A 20,596-nucleotide genomic window follows, 5' to 3' on the forward strand; every position below is an offset into this window, starting at 1 on the left:
GCTGGATGTCAGGAGAAGAGGGGATGCTGGCATGAGGAGTATGCGCAAGCTCTCGAACCGGAGTTACATGAGATTATTGGCATGATAAGCATTCCCAGCCCTGACACATTTAACAGAAATTTTCAGGCGATCTCTCTGATCTGTTTTACAAAATGCCTCACAGAACTGTCTGAGCGTCTGAGGGAAAAGATATCGGGGGTTGATCGCCATTGATGTCCAACGCAGGGACAGCGGGGATGAAAGCCAACCCCCTCTGCATATGCTTAATGCCTGCTCTATGGAAAATAGTCTGGTCTCAGGGCAGTTGGCTGTCAAAAAAATAAAATACAGTATATTCCTGACTGTTGGAAATGCTGAATCTCAAAGGTTGTGTGGTGATGCCCCCTGCGCCTGAGCATAGTCCAGCCATGGGCAAGGTCGTTCAACTTGTCGAAAACAGCGCTGACGACGTGGCCATTCGTAAAGCGCTACGAGAGCTGACGCCCTCAGCTCTGAAGAACCTGTGCGGGGTAAAGCGCGTTGTCAAAAAATCTGAATTGATCGAACCGGCGCTTGCCAAGGTAAAGGAGAAGTACGGTCTGTCACAAAACGGCGCCGCTCAAGGTAATATCGCGCAGATGCAAAGCGCTGCACTTGTCGGCTATGAAGCCACAAGTACAGCGCATGAAAAAGGGATTACGGTCACCCCTCGTGCTGACAGAAGATTACAGCGGTCGACGGATTGGAAAGCCGCCAAAACAGGTGATCTCGACGCAGCCCGACGTATTGTCTCTTCTGCATGGAAATCAGTCCATACCGAAGTAATCAAAGCCAAGCTCAATCCCAAAAAAGTAACAGTATTTATATCCGTTCCGAGCACGACAAGAGCAAACACACTCCCTGTCGCCCTTGGGGAGATGTTGGCGCAACGAACAGGAGGATTATTTATAGATGGGGGAAAATTCTATAAATCACGCCACCCCGCTCCTGTTAAGAATATCGCCCCTGAAGAACGTCCTTTTAAGGTAAGGGATTACATTATGATGGACGGAGCAAACATATCATCTGTCTTGGACGGAAAGAACGTTGCCGTTGTTGAAGACGTTTTAACAACAGGAGCGTCCGCGAAATTATTCGTCCGCGCTCTTGGCAGATCAGGTATTCAGGTTGATACAGTGGCCGGATTGATGGGCGATCCCCGCCTAAATGCAGAACCGCAACTTGTCAGCAAACTCAGAAAAGCGTTCACGCGAAACGATATCAACCTCAACGCGAAAGAAACCGCGTCCGTCTTGTCTCGCGGAGAAGTCAATGTTATCTTGAATCAACTCAATAAAGCGGAGAGCAACAAGGATGACAGACAAGCCATTGCCCGAGACATACAAAGGGTATTCAACGAAAGAACTACTGGCATTCTGGGGCCGATATTGTGAAGGCAAGGAAATGGATGCTCCAATAGAAAAAATCGACGCGATGGATGATTTCCTTAGGGAATACAAGCTGGCTCCAGTTTATCAAGTGAATCTCGGTGACATTGATCTCCTGCAACGCCAGACCAAACAGTAAGCACTTCACTTCCCCGCTATCGACGATCGTCACTAACAACTCGTCGGTTCGTTCTTCCCCAGTCGAGACATCACCTTTTCCCGCCAATCCGGTCGTCGTAATATCTCCGTCAACACGACGTAATTCCATTTCTTAATCGTACGAACCTGATACACGCACAATAACACACGGCAAAGACAGTACATATCAAATATAAAAGGGCTTTTCTGAAATAGAATTGGAATAAGCCCCAAAAGAAGTTCTTGCCGCTGTGCATGACGAGTTCGATCCCCCCTCTTGATTAGCGCGTTGACATTTTCCCCGTGGCATTCTTTTTTCCTCTCCCCTCTAAAAAAGCGGGAGACGTTGCCTTCTCCCGCTTTTTTGTGAAATTATGGAAAGCTGACTTCAGCTTAACGTCGCTTGCACAAAGACCATGACAAAGAGCGCCACGGTTTCAACAACGCCGATGGTCATGAGGTAGTTCCCGAAGCCCTGACCGGTTTCAGCGAGGGAATCCGCGCCAGCTGCACCGGCCTTCCCTTGATAAATCGCCGAGGCAGCCATGGCGATACCTCCGAAAATACCTGCCGCCAACATTCCAGGCCAGTTGACGAAGGCATGCTCACCTCCTGCCAGCGCTTCATTGCATTTGCCCACAATGACATTCATGAGGATCATACCGTAAATAGTCTGTGACAGCGGTGCACCGATAAAGGTAATCAGGATGAACGGTGCACTTTTGCTTTGCATATAGCACTTCTTCCATGCACCTATAGCGGCCATACCAGCCACCCCCGTACCCACCGACGATCCAATGGCGGCCAATCCGAGGGCCGCCGCCGCTCCTGCCTTGCCCAAAGCCGCCATAAGATGAATATCCATACGGTTCTCCTTTTTTTGCTTATACGTTTTCTGCGTCGATGCCCCGGGAAGGTTCACCCCGGCGTTTGAGAGGATTGAATTTGACCCCCGACCAATTGACCCCGATGTGGTTGGCGAACTCCAGGGTGTTGAGTCGCACCCCGTGAACAAGAACGCCCATGCAAGCCAATAAAATATTGAGGCCATGCCCCAAAAATAGGATTAATCCGGCCAAGAGCCCGGCAAGAGGACCGGACATACCTTCTCCAAGAGCCATGGCATTAAACGACGATGCCACGGCAAATGTGGCCGCGCCCACAGCAAAGAGTCGGACATATGACACCACATCCACAAAATTGCCGATAAGATTCAAGGGCAACATCACGTGTTCAAACCATTGCGATTTCAAACGGCGCACCGGGGTCATGAAGACAATAATGAGAACCGCTCCCACCCCGAGTATCGTAAACATGACATTGGGAAAGGGCTGCAACAAAACCATACTTTTTGCCGCAAAATACATAACCCATGTTGTCATGATCCAACCGACCTGAGCTAACGCCTCAAGGCTCGGGAGGAGCCGCACCAGCCTCCAGATATGCGCCAACGTGAGATGAACAGCACCGATAAGAAAACACAATTGCATCAAATTTTCGTCGGCTTTAACGTTGGTCAACCATTCCAGACGTAACTCTGCCAGAGGACCGGGGATCTCAGCGATTCCGAAATATGTTCCCGTCAAGATACCCCACACAATGGTGGCCAGACTCATCACCGTCAGAAGATTCGTCACGCGTGCAGGCAGCTTTTTCATGAATCGCATAATGACGCTCAACGCGAGAAAAATAATCCCATAGCCCGCATCGCCAACAAGCATGGCGAAAAACAGTGTGAGAAACAGCAAAAACACCGGGCTGACATCAGGACTATCATAACTCGGCGTCACTCCGATCATATCAAGTACAGCTTGAATGGGACGAACCCAGGGTGGATTTTCGATAAGTGTCGGAGGTTCATCCACCATCATATTGGGATCACTTACGATATATCCGTATCCATGGTCGGCGCATATCCGCTCTATTCGTTTCTCGTCGCGTTCCGGAAAATATCCCTGCAAATAGGCCACCGGACCATCTTCTCCCATACCGTCTTTCGCTAAAACAAACGTCAATTCTTCCGAAAACTGACGAACAGCTTCCGCAACTTTGTCCCGATCTCCGGCGTGTTCATCAAGGTTATATCGATTCCTTTCAAGCTGCTGTTTGACTTTGATGATAGCACGTCCCAGCTCATCCAGCCCCATTTCAGGGAGAACTTCTTCAATGAGGTCAAGACGTATATCCTCAGTATGTGCCACTACGATTCTCGTGCTTTCCTTATCGCGGGAAATCACATGGACATACGCTTCATCGGCAATGTCGAGATCGCGAATGGTCACTTTAGGGCCGGCTTTGTACAATTTGACGAAGACCCCCTTTTCCCACAGTCGTCGGACGATAGCGGGGTCAAAATCACCATATGGCGTCATCCGTCGGTATTCGCTCTCCAAATACGACTTCCGATCCTGGAGTCGCTCACGCTCCGGCAACAATTCCCAAATTTCATCAATGACATGTTCTGCATTTTCCTTCGACGCGACTTCTTCAGTTTCCTCAGGCAGGACTTCGAGCGCCCGGCGTGCGCGATCAAGTTTAGCTGTCAACGCTTCAACACGCTCGCTCTGTCCCGGAGTCACAGGAACAACATGAACCACTCCAATTCTGCCAAGAATATCGACAGCTTCGTCGCGATCTTCCCGGCGGCAAAGTAGCGTCAGCTTCTTCATGTGAATGATCATTTTGCTCCCGCCTGTTCAGAAAATTTCGACTTGGCAATCTTTGCCCGAACCACGGCTGCGGTTTGTTGATCCCCAAGAAAGATTCGAATCACCCGAATATGCTCCTTGGATTCTGGAATCTTCACCTTCTCGAACAGGTTCACACGTTGCGTCGTTGTTTCCAGTTCCGACAGAATCCGCTCTTGCGCCATACGCAACACCTTGATTTGTATGTTCAGGCGTATGCGTTCTCGCAATACTCGGATTCCTTCATCCACCCAGTATGGCGAGGTGAACAAGTCCGGGTATACAGCATCAAATTCAAGCTCCTCAAAGACAGGGATTGCGACCCCGACAATGTTGCCTTCGGACAAGCGGACATTCTTCACTGCGATATAGGGAGCGAACTCAAATGGCTCGGAAAAAAGCCCGACCCATGGTTCAATCTCTTTCTCTAACGCAACAAGTTGTTCTTCTTTCTCCATCAGGCTTTGACTCAAAATTCGAACTTCAGCCTGAAGTTGCTGCTTTTTTAATTTTAGCGTGGGTAAATAACGGGAATACCGAATCAGATTTTCCCGCTGCACCTTCAGCTCATTCTTCGTGAGTTTGATCTTTGCCATGTCTCATGGATCCTTTGAAAAGATCATCATAGAGCGTCCCGACGGCAACGAAAGCATTCTCCATTGCCTCCCCACTTCACCGAGACCTAGACTTCCTCCGTCATCTTCATTTGCTCGGGCCAGAATTCTTGCAGTAGCCCCGAAGGAATGCCAGTCTCCTGGGGTTCAAAGCAATCGGCCAGAATTCTCCAACCCTGATCAAGTGCCTTTTCCAAGGGAATATTGACGCTCAGATCCATCATTTTGTCTTCAAACAATTTGCCGTACTTGAGCAACTTGAAATCCCATGGACTCATGCGAAACCCCATAGACTGTTTTTCTTGGGCTTCACGGAAGTCGGCATAGAGCTGAATCATGGTATTCATGATCGTACGGTGATCAGCGCGAGTTTTTCCGTTGACTTGTTGTTTCAGTCGGGACAGCGAACCAAACGGCTCGATACGTCCACCGCGAAGATAAAACTGTCCTTCGGTAATGTAGCCGGTATTATCCGGAATCGGGTGGGTAACATCATCGCCAGGCATTGTGGTGACAGCGAGGATCGTCACCGAACCGGCACCGTCGAAATCAACGGCCTTTTCATATCGAGCCGCCAATTGAGAATAGAGGTCGCCGGGATAGCCACGGTTGGAAGGAACTTGCTCCATGGTCACGGCAATCTCTTTCATTGAGTCGGCAAAGTTCGACATGTCCGTCAACAGGACGAGTACTCGGCGGTCTTCCAAAGCAAAGCGTTCAGCAACGGCAAGACAAATATCTGGGACCATGAGGCATTCGACCGTGGGATCGGCGGCCGTGTGAATATAGAGGATCGCTCGGGACAATGCGCCATTTTCCTCGAGATAATCCCGAAAAAACAAATAATCGTCGTGCTTGAGTCCCATGCCACCCAGCACGATAATATCGACCTCCGCCTGCAGCGCTATTTTGGCGAGAAGCTGATTATAGGGTTCCCCCGCCGCAGCAAAAATCGGCAATTTCTGGGACTCGACCAGCGTGTTGAAGATATCAACCATGGGAATGCCGGTTCGCACCATATTACGTGGAATGACGCGACGAACCGGGTTGACCGACGGCCCACCGATATCAATGTCTTCGTCACGCACCTCGGGCCCTTTATCGCGCGGAGCCCCGGTCCCCGTAAAAGTACGACCGAGCAGGTTGGGGCTATAGGGGGTCTTCATCCCTCGCCCAAGAAATTGTACCTTGGAATTCGTGCTGACGCCGCGACTTCCAGCAAACACTTGCAGATACACCCTATCAGCACTGAGCCGAATGACCTGCGCCAACGACGTCCCACGTGACGACGTAACAAGCGCGAGCTCTCGATAGGCCACGTCCGAGGCGTTGACGATGATGACATTTCCGGCAATTTGCTCGATTCGATGGTAAATTTTACGCATAATCGGTCACCTCGGCGATCTTGTCCTTAATGCGCTGTTCGGCGTCGGCAAACGCGCGACTGTCCATGGTTTCACGGTTCCAATCGCGTGCCATTTGCGTCAGCTCCTGAAAAAATCGCCGCGCTTCGTTTTTGTCAGAAAACTCCATCTTCGTTTCCACAAGCTGCATGAAAACATCGAAAACATGGCCTTGACGTTCCGCCGAAGTGGCACCATCCACTTCATGATACGCGTCTTGTTGGAGATATGCGTCATCAAGGAACTCGGCTTTCAAATGCAAGATAAAGTCATCCAACGTGACGCCATCTTCACCGAGAACTTTCATCATCTGGCCGACATCGGCCCCCTGCCGCAACACCGCACGTGCCTTGGCCATTTCCTTGTCATCAACCACACTGGAATATTTGCTCCAGCTTTCCAGGATATCGACCGCCGGATATCGGCGCGCGTCGGAGCGCGCTCGCGAAAGACCATGAAACGCGCCGACAACCTTCAAGGTGGCTTGCGTCACAGGTTCTTCAAAGTTCCCCCCAGCCGGACTGACGGTTCCACCGATGGTCACCGACGCTTTGCGGCCGTCATTCAAACGAACCAGTCCACCACGCTCGTAAAACGCAGCAATGACTGACTCGAGATATGCGGGAAACGCTTCATCTCCAGGAATTTCTTCGAGACGACCGGACATTTCGCGAAGCGCCTGTGCCCAACGAGATGTCGAGTCGGCAAGCATAAGGACATCAAGTCCGATTTGTCTGTAGTATTCGGCAATGGTTATGGCCGTGTATACCGAGGCTTCACGAGCAGCCACCGGCATGGAACTCGTGTTGCAAATGATGAGTGTGCGCTCAAACAAACTGCGCTCGGTACGCGGGTCGATAAGTTTTGGAAACTCACGGATAGTTTCAACGACTTCACCAGCGCGTTCACCACATGCCGCAATAATCACGACATCAACTTCGGCATGTCGTGACGTGATCTGTTGCAATACGGTCTTGCCAGCGCCAAACGGCCCAGGCACACAATACACCCCGCCCTTTGCAACCGGGCTAAATGTATCAATAAGACGCACTTTCGTAATAAGCGTTTCGGTTGGGCGCAGTCGTTCAGCATAGGCTTTAATTGGAATTTTAATTGGCCATTTTTGGGTCATAGTCATTTCGACCTCACGACCATCTTCATCCCGCAACCGGGCCATCACGTCGTCAATCGTGTAATCCCCTTCTTCCGCGACCTGAAGAACCGTATACTTCCCAGTCAAACGAAACGGGACCATGATGTTGTGGTCAAAAATCCCTTCGCGTACAGCACCAACTGTATCGCCGGCCCGAACAATCACTCCTGATTCCAACAATGGCCAAAAATGCCATTTTCTATCCCCATCGAGTGGACGAAGGTATTTGCCTCGCTGAAGAAAAAAACCACTCTCCTCGGCTAACCGCGGTAACGGATTTTGCAATCCGTCAAAAACCTGAGACAGTAACCCTGGTCCCAGCTCAACAGACAACATTTCTCCCGTGAACTCGACCTGGTCGCCGACTTTCAAACCGGCGGTGTCTTCAAAGACCTGCATTTCGGCATACCGGCCGCGCACACGAATGATTTCGGTTTTGAGACGAATATCATCAATGACAGCATAGGCGACTTCATTTTGCATGACGGGTTTTTCGAATTCCACGGTCAACAGGTTGGCGTTGACGCCGACGACTTTCCCAATGTTCGTATTCATGACGATGGTGCGCTCCATGACACGGCCGACCGGGCGGCCACCATGTCCTCGACGTTTTTTCTCCCCACGGTTTCATCCATTCGTGCCCAGCGCCAAGCCAGACGAAGTCGTACGGCAAACGCAAGCACGACGGCGAAATCGAATGGATCTTGTGGGAGCAGCTCTTCGACCATTTTCCAGCGAGCCAGATCCAGTTCCATTTCAGCATCACGCGGGTTTTCTGCATCAACAGCGTGGGCGGCCACATTCTGGATATAACCGGAATAACCTGTGTGCTCCAATGTACATGTTGCCGCATCAACGTGTTTGCCGTGAGCCCGCGAACAGGCCAAAGCGTTTCGCATTTGGATCATGGACCGTCGCCAACCATGTAAAAAAGGATGATGTCCCAGGGTTGTCGAATCTTCGCCTAAACCCGCCAGGGCCAATCCGACATCCTCTTGTTCCGATGGTGACAACACGCCTTCGCACAACGAGAGGAAACGATCCTCATCGAATGGCGGACGCTGTCCAAGAACCAATCTGGGCAACGAGGCCACAAGATAATACTGCGATCCCATCACTCGGCTCCGACGTCATTGCCGCCATTCTGCTCCATATCGGCGGCTCGACGCACGATACGCGACAGTTTCGGCCGTAAAAATTCGCTCATGGCCTCTGCAATAGCGTCGTTTGTAAAGTCGAGATAGACTTCGTCATGCCGAAAAGACACTCTGAAGCCTTTGAGAATCTCATTATCGACATGCAGCTCAACGCCTCGAATCAATTGTTTGCGATATTGATCAGCAAAATACTTAATGATCTCTTCTTGCTGCTCCGGTGAAACAAGGATTTCAAGTCGAGTTTCACCCTCCATCAGCGCACATTGTCCAGCCATGCTGACGAGCATATTTTGCACGGTGGTCACATCCAGCGCCTGATCCACAGCAGCCGCGACAATGTCGTCAAGAATATTCTCCACACCTTGTCCGACCGTGATCAGCAAATCCCTGGCAGCCTGCTCCAGGGTTTTTCGCGAGCGTTCCACATACACTTCGGAATCTTTTTTTGCTGTCTCCACAATGGCTTTGGCCTCGTACCGAGCGTCATCCACCAAGGCCGCAGCCTGAGCTTTAGCTTTGGCCACGATTTCCACCGCTTTCGCCTCAGCCTCGCCCACCGCTTCATTTTGTATCCGCTCAATCAAATGCCGTAACTCTTCGGCCATAGTTGTCTCGCTCCCTTATTTAGTCTACAGGCGGCTTACGCCCCCCGCTCCTCCGTTTCCTCGCTCCCGACAGCATCGGATCGGACTTGAAGACTTCGAAGGGCTGAACCAGCAAAAAGAATATTAGGTCTATAAGAACATATTTCCCTCCACGCCCACAATACTTTTTTACAAAATGCTACTGCAAAGACGTCAAACGCATTGTCAAAAGACATGAATCAAATTGAAACATTCAGTACAATAAACCGAATACATATACACAATACAAAAAAACAAGAAACAACAACGTACGATCCAATCTATCCCAATTCTTCTCTTTCAATACATTGATTGAACACGCAAGAGAGCGACGAACCAATCACCAGTTCATAATCCCGCTTTTCTCGGTCTTGATTTTCGAAGGGTTGCCATCATGGCAAAAATAAGGAAGAGTATGAGAATTGGGCTCCCCGTTTTATGGGGCTTTAAAAAAACAAAAAAGGAGAAAATAGTATGGCGAATTCCGGCGATGTCTACAAATGCGAGCTCTGTGGCCAAGTTGTCGAAGTGAAAACCGGTGGCGGCGGAACGCTTGTTTGCTGCGGCCAAGATATGGAAAAACAATAAGGGACTTACCCTATGAAAGAACCCGGCCTGTATTAAAACAGGTCGGGTTCTTTATACTTTGGTCTCACCTTTCTCCTCCTGACGAATCACGTTTTCTCTTATGGGGAGGAGACCCGACAGTGCTCCACTGCATACAACCTGATCGCCGCTCCCGGTTTATTTACAACGTCATAGCGCAGAACGCGAAATTGGTTAAAATCAAGTTTCGCTGACCACGTTTCCACGCACTGCTCTTCGTATGCCCCCCCGGGATGCCCGGTATAACAAATAATGGAAATCAATCCACCAATAGCCAGAACAGATAAACTCGCATTCAATGCAGCCAACGTTGTTTTGGGTGTGGTGATGACGGATTCGTCACTGCCTGGCAAAAAACCGAGATTAAACACCACACATTGAACGCATCCCACATGCCCAGGATCAATGGTCTCGGCCAGATGTTCGTGCCCCTTTTGTAGAAGACGTACGTGGTGCTCAGTCCCTTCTTGCTGCAAGCGTTCTCTCGCTTTGTCCAAGGCAGCTTTTTGAATATCGAAACCGTATACCAGTCCTTGCTCTCCGACGAGACGAGCAAGTTGTGCCGTATCGTTGCCATTCCCCACGGTGGCATCAATCGCAATCCCCCCCCGTGTTATGGTCTCAGCAAGTAAACGTTTCGAGAAGCCCAACGTTGAAATAGCATATGTCGCCATGAAGAGTTCATCCCTATGTATAAAATAGTGCCGCTCTCATATACGTACAAACATAAAGAATCTCACACAGCTACACACTGCGTGCGCACGCTTTTAAGACGGAATACGAGCAGTAAACAAATAAAAAAGCCGAAAGCATTACACTTTCGGCCCTGTGACAAACGATAGGAAAACTAATAACAACGAATAAGACTTCCGTTCCATTGGTCACGCCAATTGGCATCACCGTTATACTTCCAGTATCCGCTAAATCCGCCGTCATGATAATTGAAATGAAAAACACCCGATGCGCCATCGGACTGAGACCACGTTCCAAAAGCACTTCCACCGCGAATTTGCCCGCTGACTCGTCCATTCCGGTAGGCGTAGTTTCCCCACATTGTATTATTGTTGTAATTATAGGTCATGCGCATAAAACCCCACTTGGTGTTATATTCACATGTCGAGGCAAGAGCCTGACCTACAAAGCTCAGTGTGAGCATGAGCACGAGGAAAAATTTTGCCAGCCTGTTCATTGGTACCCCTTATAATAATTCATTATGAAAGTCAGTTTGACAAACTACGCAGGTTGGAGTCATTCTCTTTTTTTTGCACAAGATAAAATTATTGGCAACCCCAATATGGCTGATTATAATGGATGAAATATTCATTATTGAAGAATTATTACGGAGCTTCGCCCAGAATATGAAGGAATCGAGGCTAGCGGCATGGTTATTCCCTACAGCGATTGCGAACAAAGCATTCTCCTCTGACGCGCTCCAAGGCATCACGAGAGTTTGAGCATCGATGTTGACGAAATCACGTTTTCACGCGTACATTGCTCTCGAATGAAAGAACATATTCTCGCACCACCACCTGAACGGCCAGAGAAACCGTATGTTCTCCCGGATAATCTCTCGGATTCTTCGGGACGTGCCTACGTTGAATCAGAAGCTCCTGTAGATCTTCTCATCGTGGACGATGAAAAAGTGAATCTCATGCTTTTGCGTGAGTATTTACGGACTCTGTCGGTCAATATGGTTGAAGCTTCAAGTGGCTCGGAAGCCGTAGAAATAGTAGCTTCTGGCAACTACCAATTCGCTCTCATCCTCCTTGATGTCATGATGCCCGGCATGGATGGCTTCCAGACCGCCGAAACATTGCGTGGTCTCCCCGGCGGCCAAGCGGTTCCCATCATGTTCATTACGGCGTTGGGCCGCGACCGAGAATACATCTTCAAAGGCTACGAAGCCGGTGGTGTCGATTATTTAGTCAAGCCCATCGAGCCTGAAATTCTTATCGGCAAAGTCAGTGTTTTTCTTGATATGCACCGGCACAAGCTTGCCCTTTCCGCAATGCGTGACGAACTCGAACGCACTGTGGAGCAATTGCGCCGGAGTGAAGAAGCCTTGCGTCTTTCGCAAAAGCGCTATCGCATTGTCGCTGACTATAACTTTGACTTTGAAGCCTGGATCGGTCCGAACGGCGACTTCCTCTATGTCAGCCCTTCATGTGAACGTCTTACCGGTTATACTCCCGAAAAATTTCAATCCGATCCCGGTTTTTTACGGTCATTGATTCACCCGGAAGACCTCTCGTTATGGGACGACCTCAAAGTGGTTTCGAGCGGGGAGACCGGACATACCATTGATGTACGCATCCAAGACAAAGTAGGAACAACGCACTGGGTTCTGGCTGCCGTCCGACAAGCCCCCCCGGATGAAGACGGTTCTCCTATGGGACTGCGTGTCAGCTTACGTGACGTCACCAAACGCAAGCATGCGGAAGAACGGCTCACATACGAAAGTCTCCACGACAGTCTGACAGGACTCCCGAATCGTGCTCTTTGCCTCGACCGCATCAAGCATGCAGCCGAACGCGCACGGCGCCGTAAAGACTTCTCCTATGCGGTTGTTTTTATTGACATCGATCGATTCAAACTCGTCAATGACTCTTTCGGGCATATGTTTGGTGACAGACTGCTCGTTGAAATATCCAAACGCATGCACCACTATGTGCGCCGAGTGGACACCATTTCTCGTTTTGGCGGCGATGAATTTATTCTTGTGCTCGAAGAACTCGTGTCTCAAGGACAAGCCATCCGTATCATCAAGCGACTGCAGGCGGCTATGGCTGAACCGTTCTTCCTGGACGACAAGGAAATCCGTATAACGGCAAGTTTCGGTGTCATGTTCGGTCCTGACTCCGTCGACAATCCGGAAGATATTCTCCAGAGTGCCAACCTTGCCATGTACAAGGCTAAAGAAGTCGGGCGCGACACGGTCAAAGTCTTCAATACCCGCCTGAAGAAAAAATTTCTGCGAGTTTTGTCCATTGAGAATGACATGCGATCCGCATTGGCCAATGGAGAATTCTATATTGTCCTGCAGCCCATCATCACCATGCAGTCTGGCCAACTCATCGGCTTTGAAGCATTGGCACGATGGAATAGCCCCACCAGAGGAATGATCTCCCCTGGAGAATTTATTCCCATTGCGGAAGAAACTGGCCTCATCATAGAACTTGGGGAATATCTTCTCGAAAAAGCCTGCCGCCTCCGTGCTGAATGGACAAAGTCGGAATATTGTCCTGACGACCTTATGATCTCCGTCAATATTTCAGCTCGTCAATTTTCTCAGTCCTTGCTTTGGAATAAAATCCAAAAAACAATGGAGCGCACGAACTGCGCCCCGAAAGGGGTCAAACTGGAAATTACGGAAACCACGATCATGGATCGCCCGGACAAAGCAGCCAGTCAACTTGGGAAGCTCAAAAAACTGGGTCTGAAGCTATCCATCGACGATTTCGGCACCGGCTATTCATCCATGAGCTACCTCAAGCGATTTCCGCTCGATCAACTGAAAATTGATCTCAGTTTCGTTCGGCGTATCGATAGCGACCGAGAAAACCGTGAGATTGTCCGAGCAATTATCGCTCTTGCGCATAACCTTGGACTTGATGTCGTTGCGGAAGGCATCGAAGCGCCGAAACATCTTGCCATCCTTCGTGATCTTGGCTGTGAATACGGCCAGGGTTTTCTGTTTTCAAAGCCAATCGAAATTGAAGAAGCAACTGCTTTGGCCATCGGAAAAAAGCCTCTTCCGTGGATTAAGCTATTTTCATAGCCACCTTTTCCCCTTCTCATTTTTATTCATTCCTGACAGCCTCCGCATCTGCACATGTCATCGGAATCTCATCCATGATGATCAGGGCATACTCCAACACAAGAGAAAATCGCTGATGTCCTATGCGCTTGGCTTGCTCGATATGTGCCGTCAAATTCCACCATGGCGACCTCCAACCTTGTGAAAGCAAATCGTTGAGCCGGGCACACGCTGCCTTTTCTTCCTCGGGCAGAAACACAAAGCGATAGAATTCGAGTTCCAGTTCCAGCACATGATCATCGGTCTTTTTCTCCAATGCGCTCGCCAGATATTGTTTTCCCATGACATCTTCTCCTCGTCCCAATGCGAACCATGCCGCACTGCCAAGATTACCGACATGGTTGGGGTCGAGCTCTAAGGCGCGAGAAAAATAAATATCAGCCATTTCGGGATCAGCCTTACCGCACCATAAAAACACCGCATAATTGCCCAACAGGTCGACATTGTTCGGTTCAAGACGGACAGCGCGCTCAAACAGGCGTTCCGCTGTTTCGATATTCGCCATGGCTTGCCAACTGAGCGTTGCCAGTCCTGCAAGATTATTACCGTGATTGGGGTCTGCGGAGACGGCCCGGTCATACAAATTCTTTGCCTCGACGATTTGACACAGCGCGTTGAACCAAAACGACGCGGCATCACCAAGCAAACTGGCGTTGTCCGGATCAAGCTCAAGTCCCCGTTCAAACAGGGTCTGCGCTTCATTGAGCTGTCCTCGACGCTTCCACATGAAATTTGCGAAGAGTCCGACATTCCCGACATGGCTCGATTCGATATCAAGCGCTCGACGAAACATTATTTCAGCGCCATCGTCATCAGCTTTTGCCTGCCACAAAAACAATCCGTAATTCCCCAACGTGTCGACCCGTTGGGGAGCAACTTGAAGAGCATGCCGATACAACGCATCCGCCCCGGCTATATCATGCCGAGCAACTTCGAGGAACCAGGCGTAGTTATTCAGCGTATCAATGTGGTTCGGGTCCAACATCAACGCCCTTTTAAACAACCGCTCAGCAGTTCCCATATCACCTTGTTTTTCCCACACCATCACCGCATAGATACCAAATCGGTCTGCAGGAGATAGATTTCCGGCCAAAATTTCACCCTCCCAAAGTTCCCCTCCATGCACAACAGCATCCGAGAGCACAGCGCCTCTGATAAATCCAGTCCATCGATACCCGTCATATGTGACAAGGCAGCGCAAAGCCAACACGCATCTTTAGAGCGGATGTATCAAATGGAAAAGCATTTCGTCGATGCGACGTTATCAAGAGAAACGTGACAGCCTGTCGTGACACAGAACCTGATGAAAAGAAGCAAGGGGATACAAAAAAACGCGAGCCGCCTTCCAGAGGAAAACGTCTCGCGTTTATTATCTTTAACGAAGCACGTCTTATTCCGCTTTCAACGCGGCAAGAAAGGCTTCTTGAGGGAGTTCGACATTTCCCATGCGCTTCATGCGCTTCTTGCCTTCTTTCTGCTTTTCAAGGAGTTTACGCTTACGGGTGATATCGCCACCGTAACATTTGGCCGTTACGTTCTTGCGTAATGGCGCATTGCGTTCCCGTGCGATAATTTTGGCACCAATGGCCGCCTGAATGATGACTTCAAAAAGCTGACGAGGAATAACGCGTTTTAATTTCAAGGCAAGATTGCGGCCAAGATAATACGCATTGTCGCGGTGAACAATGACAGCCAGTGCATCGACAGGGTCACCGTTAATGAGAATGTCGAGCTTCACAAGGTCAGAAGCGCGATAATCGATCAACTCGTAATCCAGTGACGCGTACCCTTTTGTCATGGATTTGAGCTTATCGAAGAAATCGTACACGATTTCTGCAAAAGGCAGCTCATATGTAATGATGACACGGGTGGACGTCAGGTAACGAATGTCTTTCTGAATTCCGCGTTTTTCTTCACACAAAGCGACAACATTCCCGACATATTCATTGGGAACATGAATCTCTAAACGTGAATATGGCTCCCGAAACTCATGAATATCCTGCGATTTTGGGAGTTTACTCGGGTTGTCGATATGCACAACTTTTCCATCGTTTGTCTCAATTTCATAGACAACCGATGGAGCCGTCGCGATAAGCGACGTTTTGAATTCGCGCTCCAGACGTTCCTGAATAATTTCCATATGAAGCAAGCCCAAAAAACCTGCCCGAAAACCGAACCCCAGTGCTTGTGAAGTCTCAGGCTCATAGGTAAAGGCCGCGTCATTGAGCTGCAATCGTTCCAAGGCCGACTTGAGTAACTCGTATTCTGCTGCCTCAACGGGATACAGTCCACAGAATACCATCGGTTTGACTTCCTGAAATCCGGGTAGAGGCGTATCGGCCGGATTATCGACCAATGTAATGGTATCCCCCACCTTGGCGTCAGATAATGTTTTGATGCTTGCCGTCAAGAATCCGACCTCTCCAGTGGCAAGCTCTTTCAGATCCACGGGACCGGGAGAAAACGCCCCGAGACGCGTCACTTCGAATTTTGCCCCCGTCGACGTCATGAGAATTTCATCACCAGGACGAATTGAACCGTCGACAACTCGAAACAAGACAACAACCCCTTGATACGAATCATACCAGGAGTCAAAAATAAGTGCCTTGAGCGGGGCGTCACGCTGGCCTTTGGGTGAAGGAATTTTTTCGATAAGAGCATTGATGACTTGATCGACGTTATGCCCGGTCTTGGCAGACACGGCCATGTAATCGGTGCAGTCAAGACCGATAGCCTCTTCAATTTCCGTAGCAACCCGATCCGGGTCGGCACTGGGCAAATCCGTCTTATTGAGTACCGGGATAATTTCAAGATCATGGTCCAATGCGAGATAGACATTGGCCAAGGTCTGCGCTTCAACACCTTGTGTCGCATCGACAACAAGCAAGGCCCCTTCACAAGCAGCCAAACTCCGCGAGACTTCATAGGAAAAGTCCACATGGCCCGGCGTATCGATAAGATTGATAATGTATTTTTTGCCGTCGGGTGCGGTATAGGGAATGCGAACAGTCTGCGCCTTGATCGTAATGCCACGTTCGCGCTCCAAATCCATACGATCAAGATACTGCTCGCGGCGATCTCGTTCGGTCAAAAGGCCGGTTATTTCGAGGATCCTATCGGCCAAGGTGGATTTTCCATGGTCGATATGGGCAATAATACTGAAATTTCGAATTTGGGATTGAGCAGTCATACGTCTCCGGACGGCGTTTTCTTCAGAGGCACGGCACGATGCCGCGTAAGAATCATTGTTGTCTGGAGGCGAGATAAAGCACTATATGGGCCTTCGTCAACGTGTGCGAAATGTTCTCAACGCAACGAGGCACCTCACAGGCTTTTTCGAAGATGTTTCCATGGGGAAATCAAGACGGACCGACTTCCCCATGACCGAGACAATTCTTAATGAAAAGACGCGGTAACCCGTGTCTCCCAATGTTCTTCAGAAATAGGTAAACAGCAAATCTCATCTTTTAAATTGGCGCACAACAGCAATCCCCCTGTTGTCTCGCTCCAAAATAATCTGTTTGTAAAAAATTGAATAGCATCGGCCATCGATAATTCATGGAGTTGGTCATGAGGCACATATCGAGAAAGTACTTTTTGCGCAGCCTGACGAATAATTCCTAATGCTTCTGGCGACAGAGCAACATCTTCTCTGTCAATCTCGTGGTATGTTTCATTCCCAATCGTCCGGGTCCGCGATTCAAGTTCGTGCATGTTCATGACGTCCTCCCACTTTTGGGGGTTCAATACTTCTGGAATAATTTTAGCAATATTCCTGCCAAGTCACGTTTTTCCATGAAATATGAACACCACAACATCTCATCATAAGCAGGAGAAGACTCATCCATGACGTATTTTCCCATTCCCCGCGTCAATTTTCCTCACCAAGGACACCACAACATCTTAAAAAATCAAAATCGACATAACACCATCATGCTACAAAAAAGAAATACATTTAACAAAACTGCACTCGTTGATGGCATACATTCACACGATCCCTTGACTCCATGTGCACTGCGCGATGGAACGCGACGGCAGTCTACGCAATGCATAACTCGTAAGGTCAAATTTCCCCCCCAAAGAACACCTCGCGCTCAGTTTTCTCGTTCGAGAAAGATATTTACAATCAATAAATAATTCATGGAATAAAGACGCCACAGAGAACACAATGAATCTATTTTTCAATTCAAGCATCACGGTCTCGGCATAATATTCCATAATACCATAAGCAATTTTTTCCCTGTACCTCCCCCCGTAAATCATATGACAAAAAAAGAGCCCTCTGAAGAGAAGGCTCCTTTCACATGATCTTTCAACTTCGCGTTGTCTGTACTGACAACGGACGTGCAGGCTGTTGGTTAGTATTGATATAAATATCGCAACGTTCCCGAGCCCGCTTTCAAACCGGTTGCGGCAGACGAGGCACCGCCCAAGCTCATGAGAGTTCCCATTTGCCGAGCTAATGATTGAATCCCCGAGTCTTCAAGAAAGCTCAGAAGAATCGGCTTGCTCGTTTTGTACTCCACAAAATAAACAGGGGACGTCGTTTCAAGCAATTTCTCCAATTGATCTCCGAGTTCGTCGCGGTACAAAACGGCATCCACCAAGCCGAGGTTCAACGCGTCTTTTCCCGACCACACCCGCCCAGTCGCCAGCTGACGCACCGCGTCGGCATTCAAGCCCCGACCTTTAGCAACCACATCAATAAAATTTGCGTTGAAATCATTCATCTGACTTTTGATTAAATCTTCTTCTGCCTGCGTCGCTGGTTCAAAAGGATTGCCCATCCCCTTGTAGATGCCCGTTTTATATACTGTAACATCGACACCAAGCTTATCGCGCATAAGAGCTTGTGCATTAAAGCGAATAGCCAGGACTCCTATGCTACCGACATCGGCATATCGCGATGCATAGACTTGATCACCCGCTGTAGCAAAATAATAGGCACCGGATGCCATGAGATCACTTGTATGAAAGATCAGTGGAATATTCTTTTGCTGACGAAAAGATTGGAATTGGCGCCATATCGAATCCGAGGGGGCGATTTGTCCTCCAGGACTTGAAACAAGTACCGTTATGGCATGGATGTCTCCCATTTCATCAATGCGACTGAGCACTTTTCGCACACTTTCAGGATCAATACCGTTGGGCTCGCTGCTAAATGCATCTTGCGACCGCTTCGAGCTGATTTCTCCGCGCAAAGAAATAAGCCCAACAAGTGTTGCATTTTCCGGAACATCTTCCCACGCGGTCTCTGTAAAATGTGCATCATAATATGTTACATCGCTTGTCTCGGACTGCTCGCCAGCGGCAACAAGCATCACGACGAGTACGAGAAGACCAATTCCAAACCAGGCAATCGACTTGATATAGTCAAAAATGCCTTTTTTAATCGTAACCTTAAGGTGCTGTGTATGTTCTTCCATGGAATTACTTGGTGTTGGAGTGACGCGCAAAACGCACGAATAACCGTTGATAATACACGAAATCTACAACGGTGCAAGGAGAATCATAGCCGCCGGCCTTATTTCATGCATGCTGTGCATAGATCATTGAGGCTATGGCGAACTGAGTATGGAAGCAAATGAACTAAACGAAAACACCACCCGGTCCCCCTGAGCAAAACCGTATTGCAGATCTTCATCACGACCAACCAGTGCACAAATCCCCGGTCCTCTATCCAGTTTCCCCTGGATTTCAACGAACATCTCGCACTCTTCACGTGAGGTGATTGTTCCGAAAAATGCATTGGATTCATGTCCTTCATCAGGGGCGGCCGGTCGAACAACAACCTGCGGAGCCTTGATCAAAACAGTAATTTCCGTCCCGATAACCAGACCAAGCACGCTGAGACTAGTATTCGTGATCATGGTGCTTACCGAGAGCTCTTCGGCTGTTATAACATCAATCCGACTGACAATGGGGCCGGATTCAATGACGCAAATTTTGCCACGAAAAGCATTTCTCGCACTCGTTATCATAGTGTGGTTTCCTTGAAGGCTATACGCCAACAGCTTTTCTGCATTTTGTGCTGAAACCCCCATATAACTCGCCGTCATTTCAGCACTCCCCAGCCCGATAACCGCCTGCACTGCGGCCAACGGCAGCCCAGCTCGAAACAGTTCGACAGCACGGGAGTGACGAATAATACGGGGTGAGACCATATCTTTACAAAATCCGGACGGTACCGCAGCCTCCTGGAGTTTGCGGCGGACAAAAGCTGGATCAAGTCGAAACGGTTCTGGCAATAAGCCAAGAAAAGCAGGAGAATGCAAACTCGACGCAAGTTCTACAGCCAGGTCGCGAGTTATCGGGACGCGCCTGGAGACCCCCTCCGTTGAAAAAACAATCGCAGGTTCATCAGGATCGTAACATTGCGGCCAACTCAACGATAAAACTTCACCAAGTTTGGCACCTGTGTAGCGTAACAGCAAATAAATAAAGAGCACCCGACCACGGGAACGGACCGTTTCGGGTCTATCGGCTGCAGCCGTCCAGTCACGCATAACTTGCGTCAAGCGATCAAGTTGAACCGTGTCGAGGTGTTTGACATCATCGGAGACCTGAAAGTTCATAGCTGGACATAAGTTCCTGGGAAACCGTGGAATTCGTCCTGCCAACGGCGTCGGCCCCTTCGCCACTGCCAAGCGGCGCCGAGCCTCAGTTTCAGCATGCGCCAATAACGAAGCCAACGCCTCATCGTCCATCGAATCGAAGTCATACATATCTGTGTATCCAGTTTCGTCTTCAGGTCTCGAATCATTTTTTTTTCGTGTTCGCATTGCCCGAGCAATAAAGCCGTTCTAATTTACGCTTTAGGAAATATAACGATTATGGCAATTCTCCGCATTCTTTTGCAATGGACGCTGCCTCGTTGAGCCAATTGTTTCCCGAATCAGCCCCTATGGTGCACGAGTTTTGATTCGGCTTCAAGACGACAATGCATACTCCCGATAACGACTCCCGAACAAAGGAGGACGACGTGGCTCCAA

General features: G+C 49.2%; 18 protein-coding genes. 3 read left to right on the top strand and 15 right to left on the bottom strand.

Annotation, left to right across the window (positions count from 1 at the left end):
• Positions 1–377 precede the first annotated feature (377 nt).
• The gene (locus G451_RS0117530; RefSeq protein WP_211236361.1) at positions 378–1,412 is read left to right on the top strand and encodes a phosphoribosyltransferase; all 1,035 of its coding nucleotides are present in this window, start codon (positions 378–380) and stop codon (positions 1,410–1,412) included.
• Here the strand turns inward: G451_RS0117530 and G451_RS34220 are convergent.
• The 8 genes from G451_RS34220 to G451_RS30110 form a co-directional block, all read right to left on the bottom strand.
• Positions 1,384–1,674 carry a hypothetical protein gene (locus tag G451_RS34220; protein WP_156921697.1) on the bottom strand — a complete coding sequence of 97 codons (291 nt, stop codon included), beginning with the start codon at positions 1,672–1,674 and terminating at the stop codon, positions 1,384–1,386. The two genes, G451_RS0117530 and G451_RS34220, sit on opposite strands and share 29 nt — an antisense overlap.
• Before the next feature lie 258 nt (positions 1,675–1,932).
• Positions 1,933–2,409, bottom strand: coding sequence for an ATP synthase subunit K (locus G451_RS0117540; protein WP_027185283.1), 477 nt, complete (start codon positions 2,407–2,409; stop codon positions 1,933–1,935).
• A gap of 19 nt (positions 2,410–2,428) precedes the next feature.
• Complete coding sequence (locus G451_RS0117545; protein ID WP_027185284.1) at positions 2,429–4,225, bottom strand: V-type ATP synthase subunit I; 1,797 nt, start codon at positions 4,223–4,225, stop codon at positions 2,429–2,431.
• Positions 4,222–4,827 carry a V-type ATP synthase subunit D gene (locus tag G451_RS0117550; RefSeq protein WP_027185285.1) on the bottom strand — a complete coding sequence of 202 codons (606 nt, stop codon included), beginning with the start codon at positions 4,825–4,827 and terminating at the stop codon, positions 4,222–4,224. The genes G451_RS0117545 and G451_RS0117550 overlap by 4 nt, the downstream gene beginning before the upstream one ends.
• Before the next feature lie 86 nt (positions 4,828–4,913).
• Positions 4,914–6,230, bottom strand: a complete 1,317-nt coding sequence (locus tag G451_RS0117555) for a V-type ATP synthase subunit B (protein WP_027185286.1) — start codon at positions 6,228–6,230, stop codon at positions 4,914–4,916.
• A complete protein-coding gene (locus tag G451_RS0117560) occupies positions 6,223–7,956 on the bottom strand; it encodes a V-type ATP synthase subunit A (protein ID WP_027185287.1) in 1,734 nt (577 codons plus the stop codon). The genes G451_RS0117555 and G451_RS0117560 overlap by 8 nt, the downstream gene beginning before the upstream one ends.
• Positions 7,953–8,516 (bottom strand): DUF2764 family protein, encoded by a 564-nt coding sequence (locus tag G451_RS0117565; RefSeq protein ID WP_027185288.1) that lies wholly within the window; start codon positions 8,514–8,516, stop codon positions 7,953–7,955. Before G451_RS0117565 ends, G451_RS0117560 begins: the two co-directional genes overlap by 4 nt.
• Positions 8,516–9,163 carry a hypothetical protein gene (locus G451_RS30110; protein ID WP_051261630.1) on the bottom strand — a complete coding sequence of 216 codons (648 nt, stop codon included), beginning with the start codon at positions 9,161–9,163 and terminating at the stop codon, positions 8,516–8,518. Before G451_RS30110 ends, G451_RS0117565 begins: the two co-directional genes overlap by 1 nt.
• A 492-nt stretch (positions 9,164–9,655) precedes the next feature.
• Between G451_RS30110 and G451_RS0117575 the strand changes: the two genes are divergently transcribed.
• Positions 9,656–9,769: a desulfoferrodoxin FeS4 iron-binding domain-containing protein gene (locus G451_RS0117575; RefSeq protein ID WP_027185289.1), complete on the top strand. Its 114-nt coding sequence runs from the start codon at positions 9,656–9,658 to the stop codon at positions 9,767–9,769.
• Between the two features lie 98 nt (positions 9,770–9,867).
• Here the strand turns inward: G451_RS0117575 and mnmM are convergent, their stop codons facing one another.
• Both mnmM and G451_RS0117585 read right to left on the bottom strand, forming a co-directional pair.
• Positions 9,868–10,461 (bottom strand): tRNA 5-(aminomethyl)-2-thiouridylate-methyltransferase MnmM, encoded by a 594-nt coding sequence (mnmM, locus tag G451_RS0117580; protein WP_027185290.1) that lies wholly within the window; start codon positions 10,459–10,461, stop codon positions 9,868–9,870.
• 173 nt (positions 10,462–10,634) lie between these two features.
• Entirely contained in the window at positions 10,635–10,976 is a 342-nt protein-coding gene (locus G451_RS0117585; protein WP_027185291.1) for a hypothetical protein, read from the bottom strand.
• Positions 10,977–11,237: 261 nt separating this feature from the next.
• Between G451_RS0117585 and G451_RS30115 the strand changes: the two genes are divergently transcribed.
• Complete coding sequence (locus tag G451_RS30115; RefSeq protein WP_051261631.1) at positions 11,238–13,565, top strand: EAL domain-containing response regulator; 2,328 nt, start codon at positions 11,238–11,240, stop codon at positions 13,563–13,565.
• A 22-nt stretch (positions 13,566–13,587) separates the two neighbouring features.
• On the opposite strand, the gene G451_RS0117600 is transcribed toward G451_RS30115, so the two are convergent.
• From G451_RS0117600 to G451_RS30125, 5 genes are all read right to left on the bottom strand, one after another.
• Complete coding sequence (locus G451_RS0117600) at positions 13,588–14,697, bottom strand: tetratricopeptide repeat protein (RefSeq protein WP_156921698.1); 1,110 nt, start codon at positions 14,695–14,697, stop codon at positions 13,588–13,590.
• A 297-nt stretch (positions 14,698–14,994) separates the two neighbouring features.
• The gene (lepA, locus tag G451_RS0117605) at positions 14,995–16,794 is read right to left on the bottom strand and encodes a translation elongation factor 4 (RefSeq protein WP_027185293.1); all 1,800 of its coding nucleotides are present in this window, start codon (positions 16,792–16,794) and stop codon (positions 14,995–14,997) included.
• Positions 16,795–17,000: 206 nt separating this feature from the next.
• On the bottom strand, positions 17,001–17,324 hold the full coding sequence (locus G451_RS30120) for a hypothetical protein (RefSeq protein WP_051261632.1): 324 nt from the start codon (positions 17,322–17,324) through the stop codon (positions 17,001–17,003).
• Between the two features lie 638 nt (positions 17,325–17,962).
• Positions 17,963–19,030: a signal peptide peptidase SppA gene (gene sppA / locus G451_RS0117620; RefSeq protein WP_027185295.1), complete on the bottom strand. Its 1,068-nt coding sequence runs from the start codon at positions 19,028–19,030 to the stop codon at positions 17,963–17,965.
• Positions 19,031–19,162: 132 nt separating this feature from the next.
• Positions 19,163–20,329, bottom strand: coding sequence for a TOBE domain-containing protein (locus G451_RS30125; protein WP_169727898.1), 1,167 nt, complete (start codon positions 20,327–20,329; stop codon positions 19,163–19,165).
• Positions 20,330–20,596 lie beyond the last annotated feature (267 nt).

The sequence above is a fragment of the Desulfovibrio inopinatus DSM 10711 genome (assembly GCF_000429305.1).
Classification (GTDB): domain Bacteria; phylum Desulfobacterota; class Desulfovibrionia; order Desulfovibrionales; family Desulfovibrionaceae; genus Alteridesulfovibrio; species Alteridesulfovibrio inopinatus.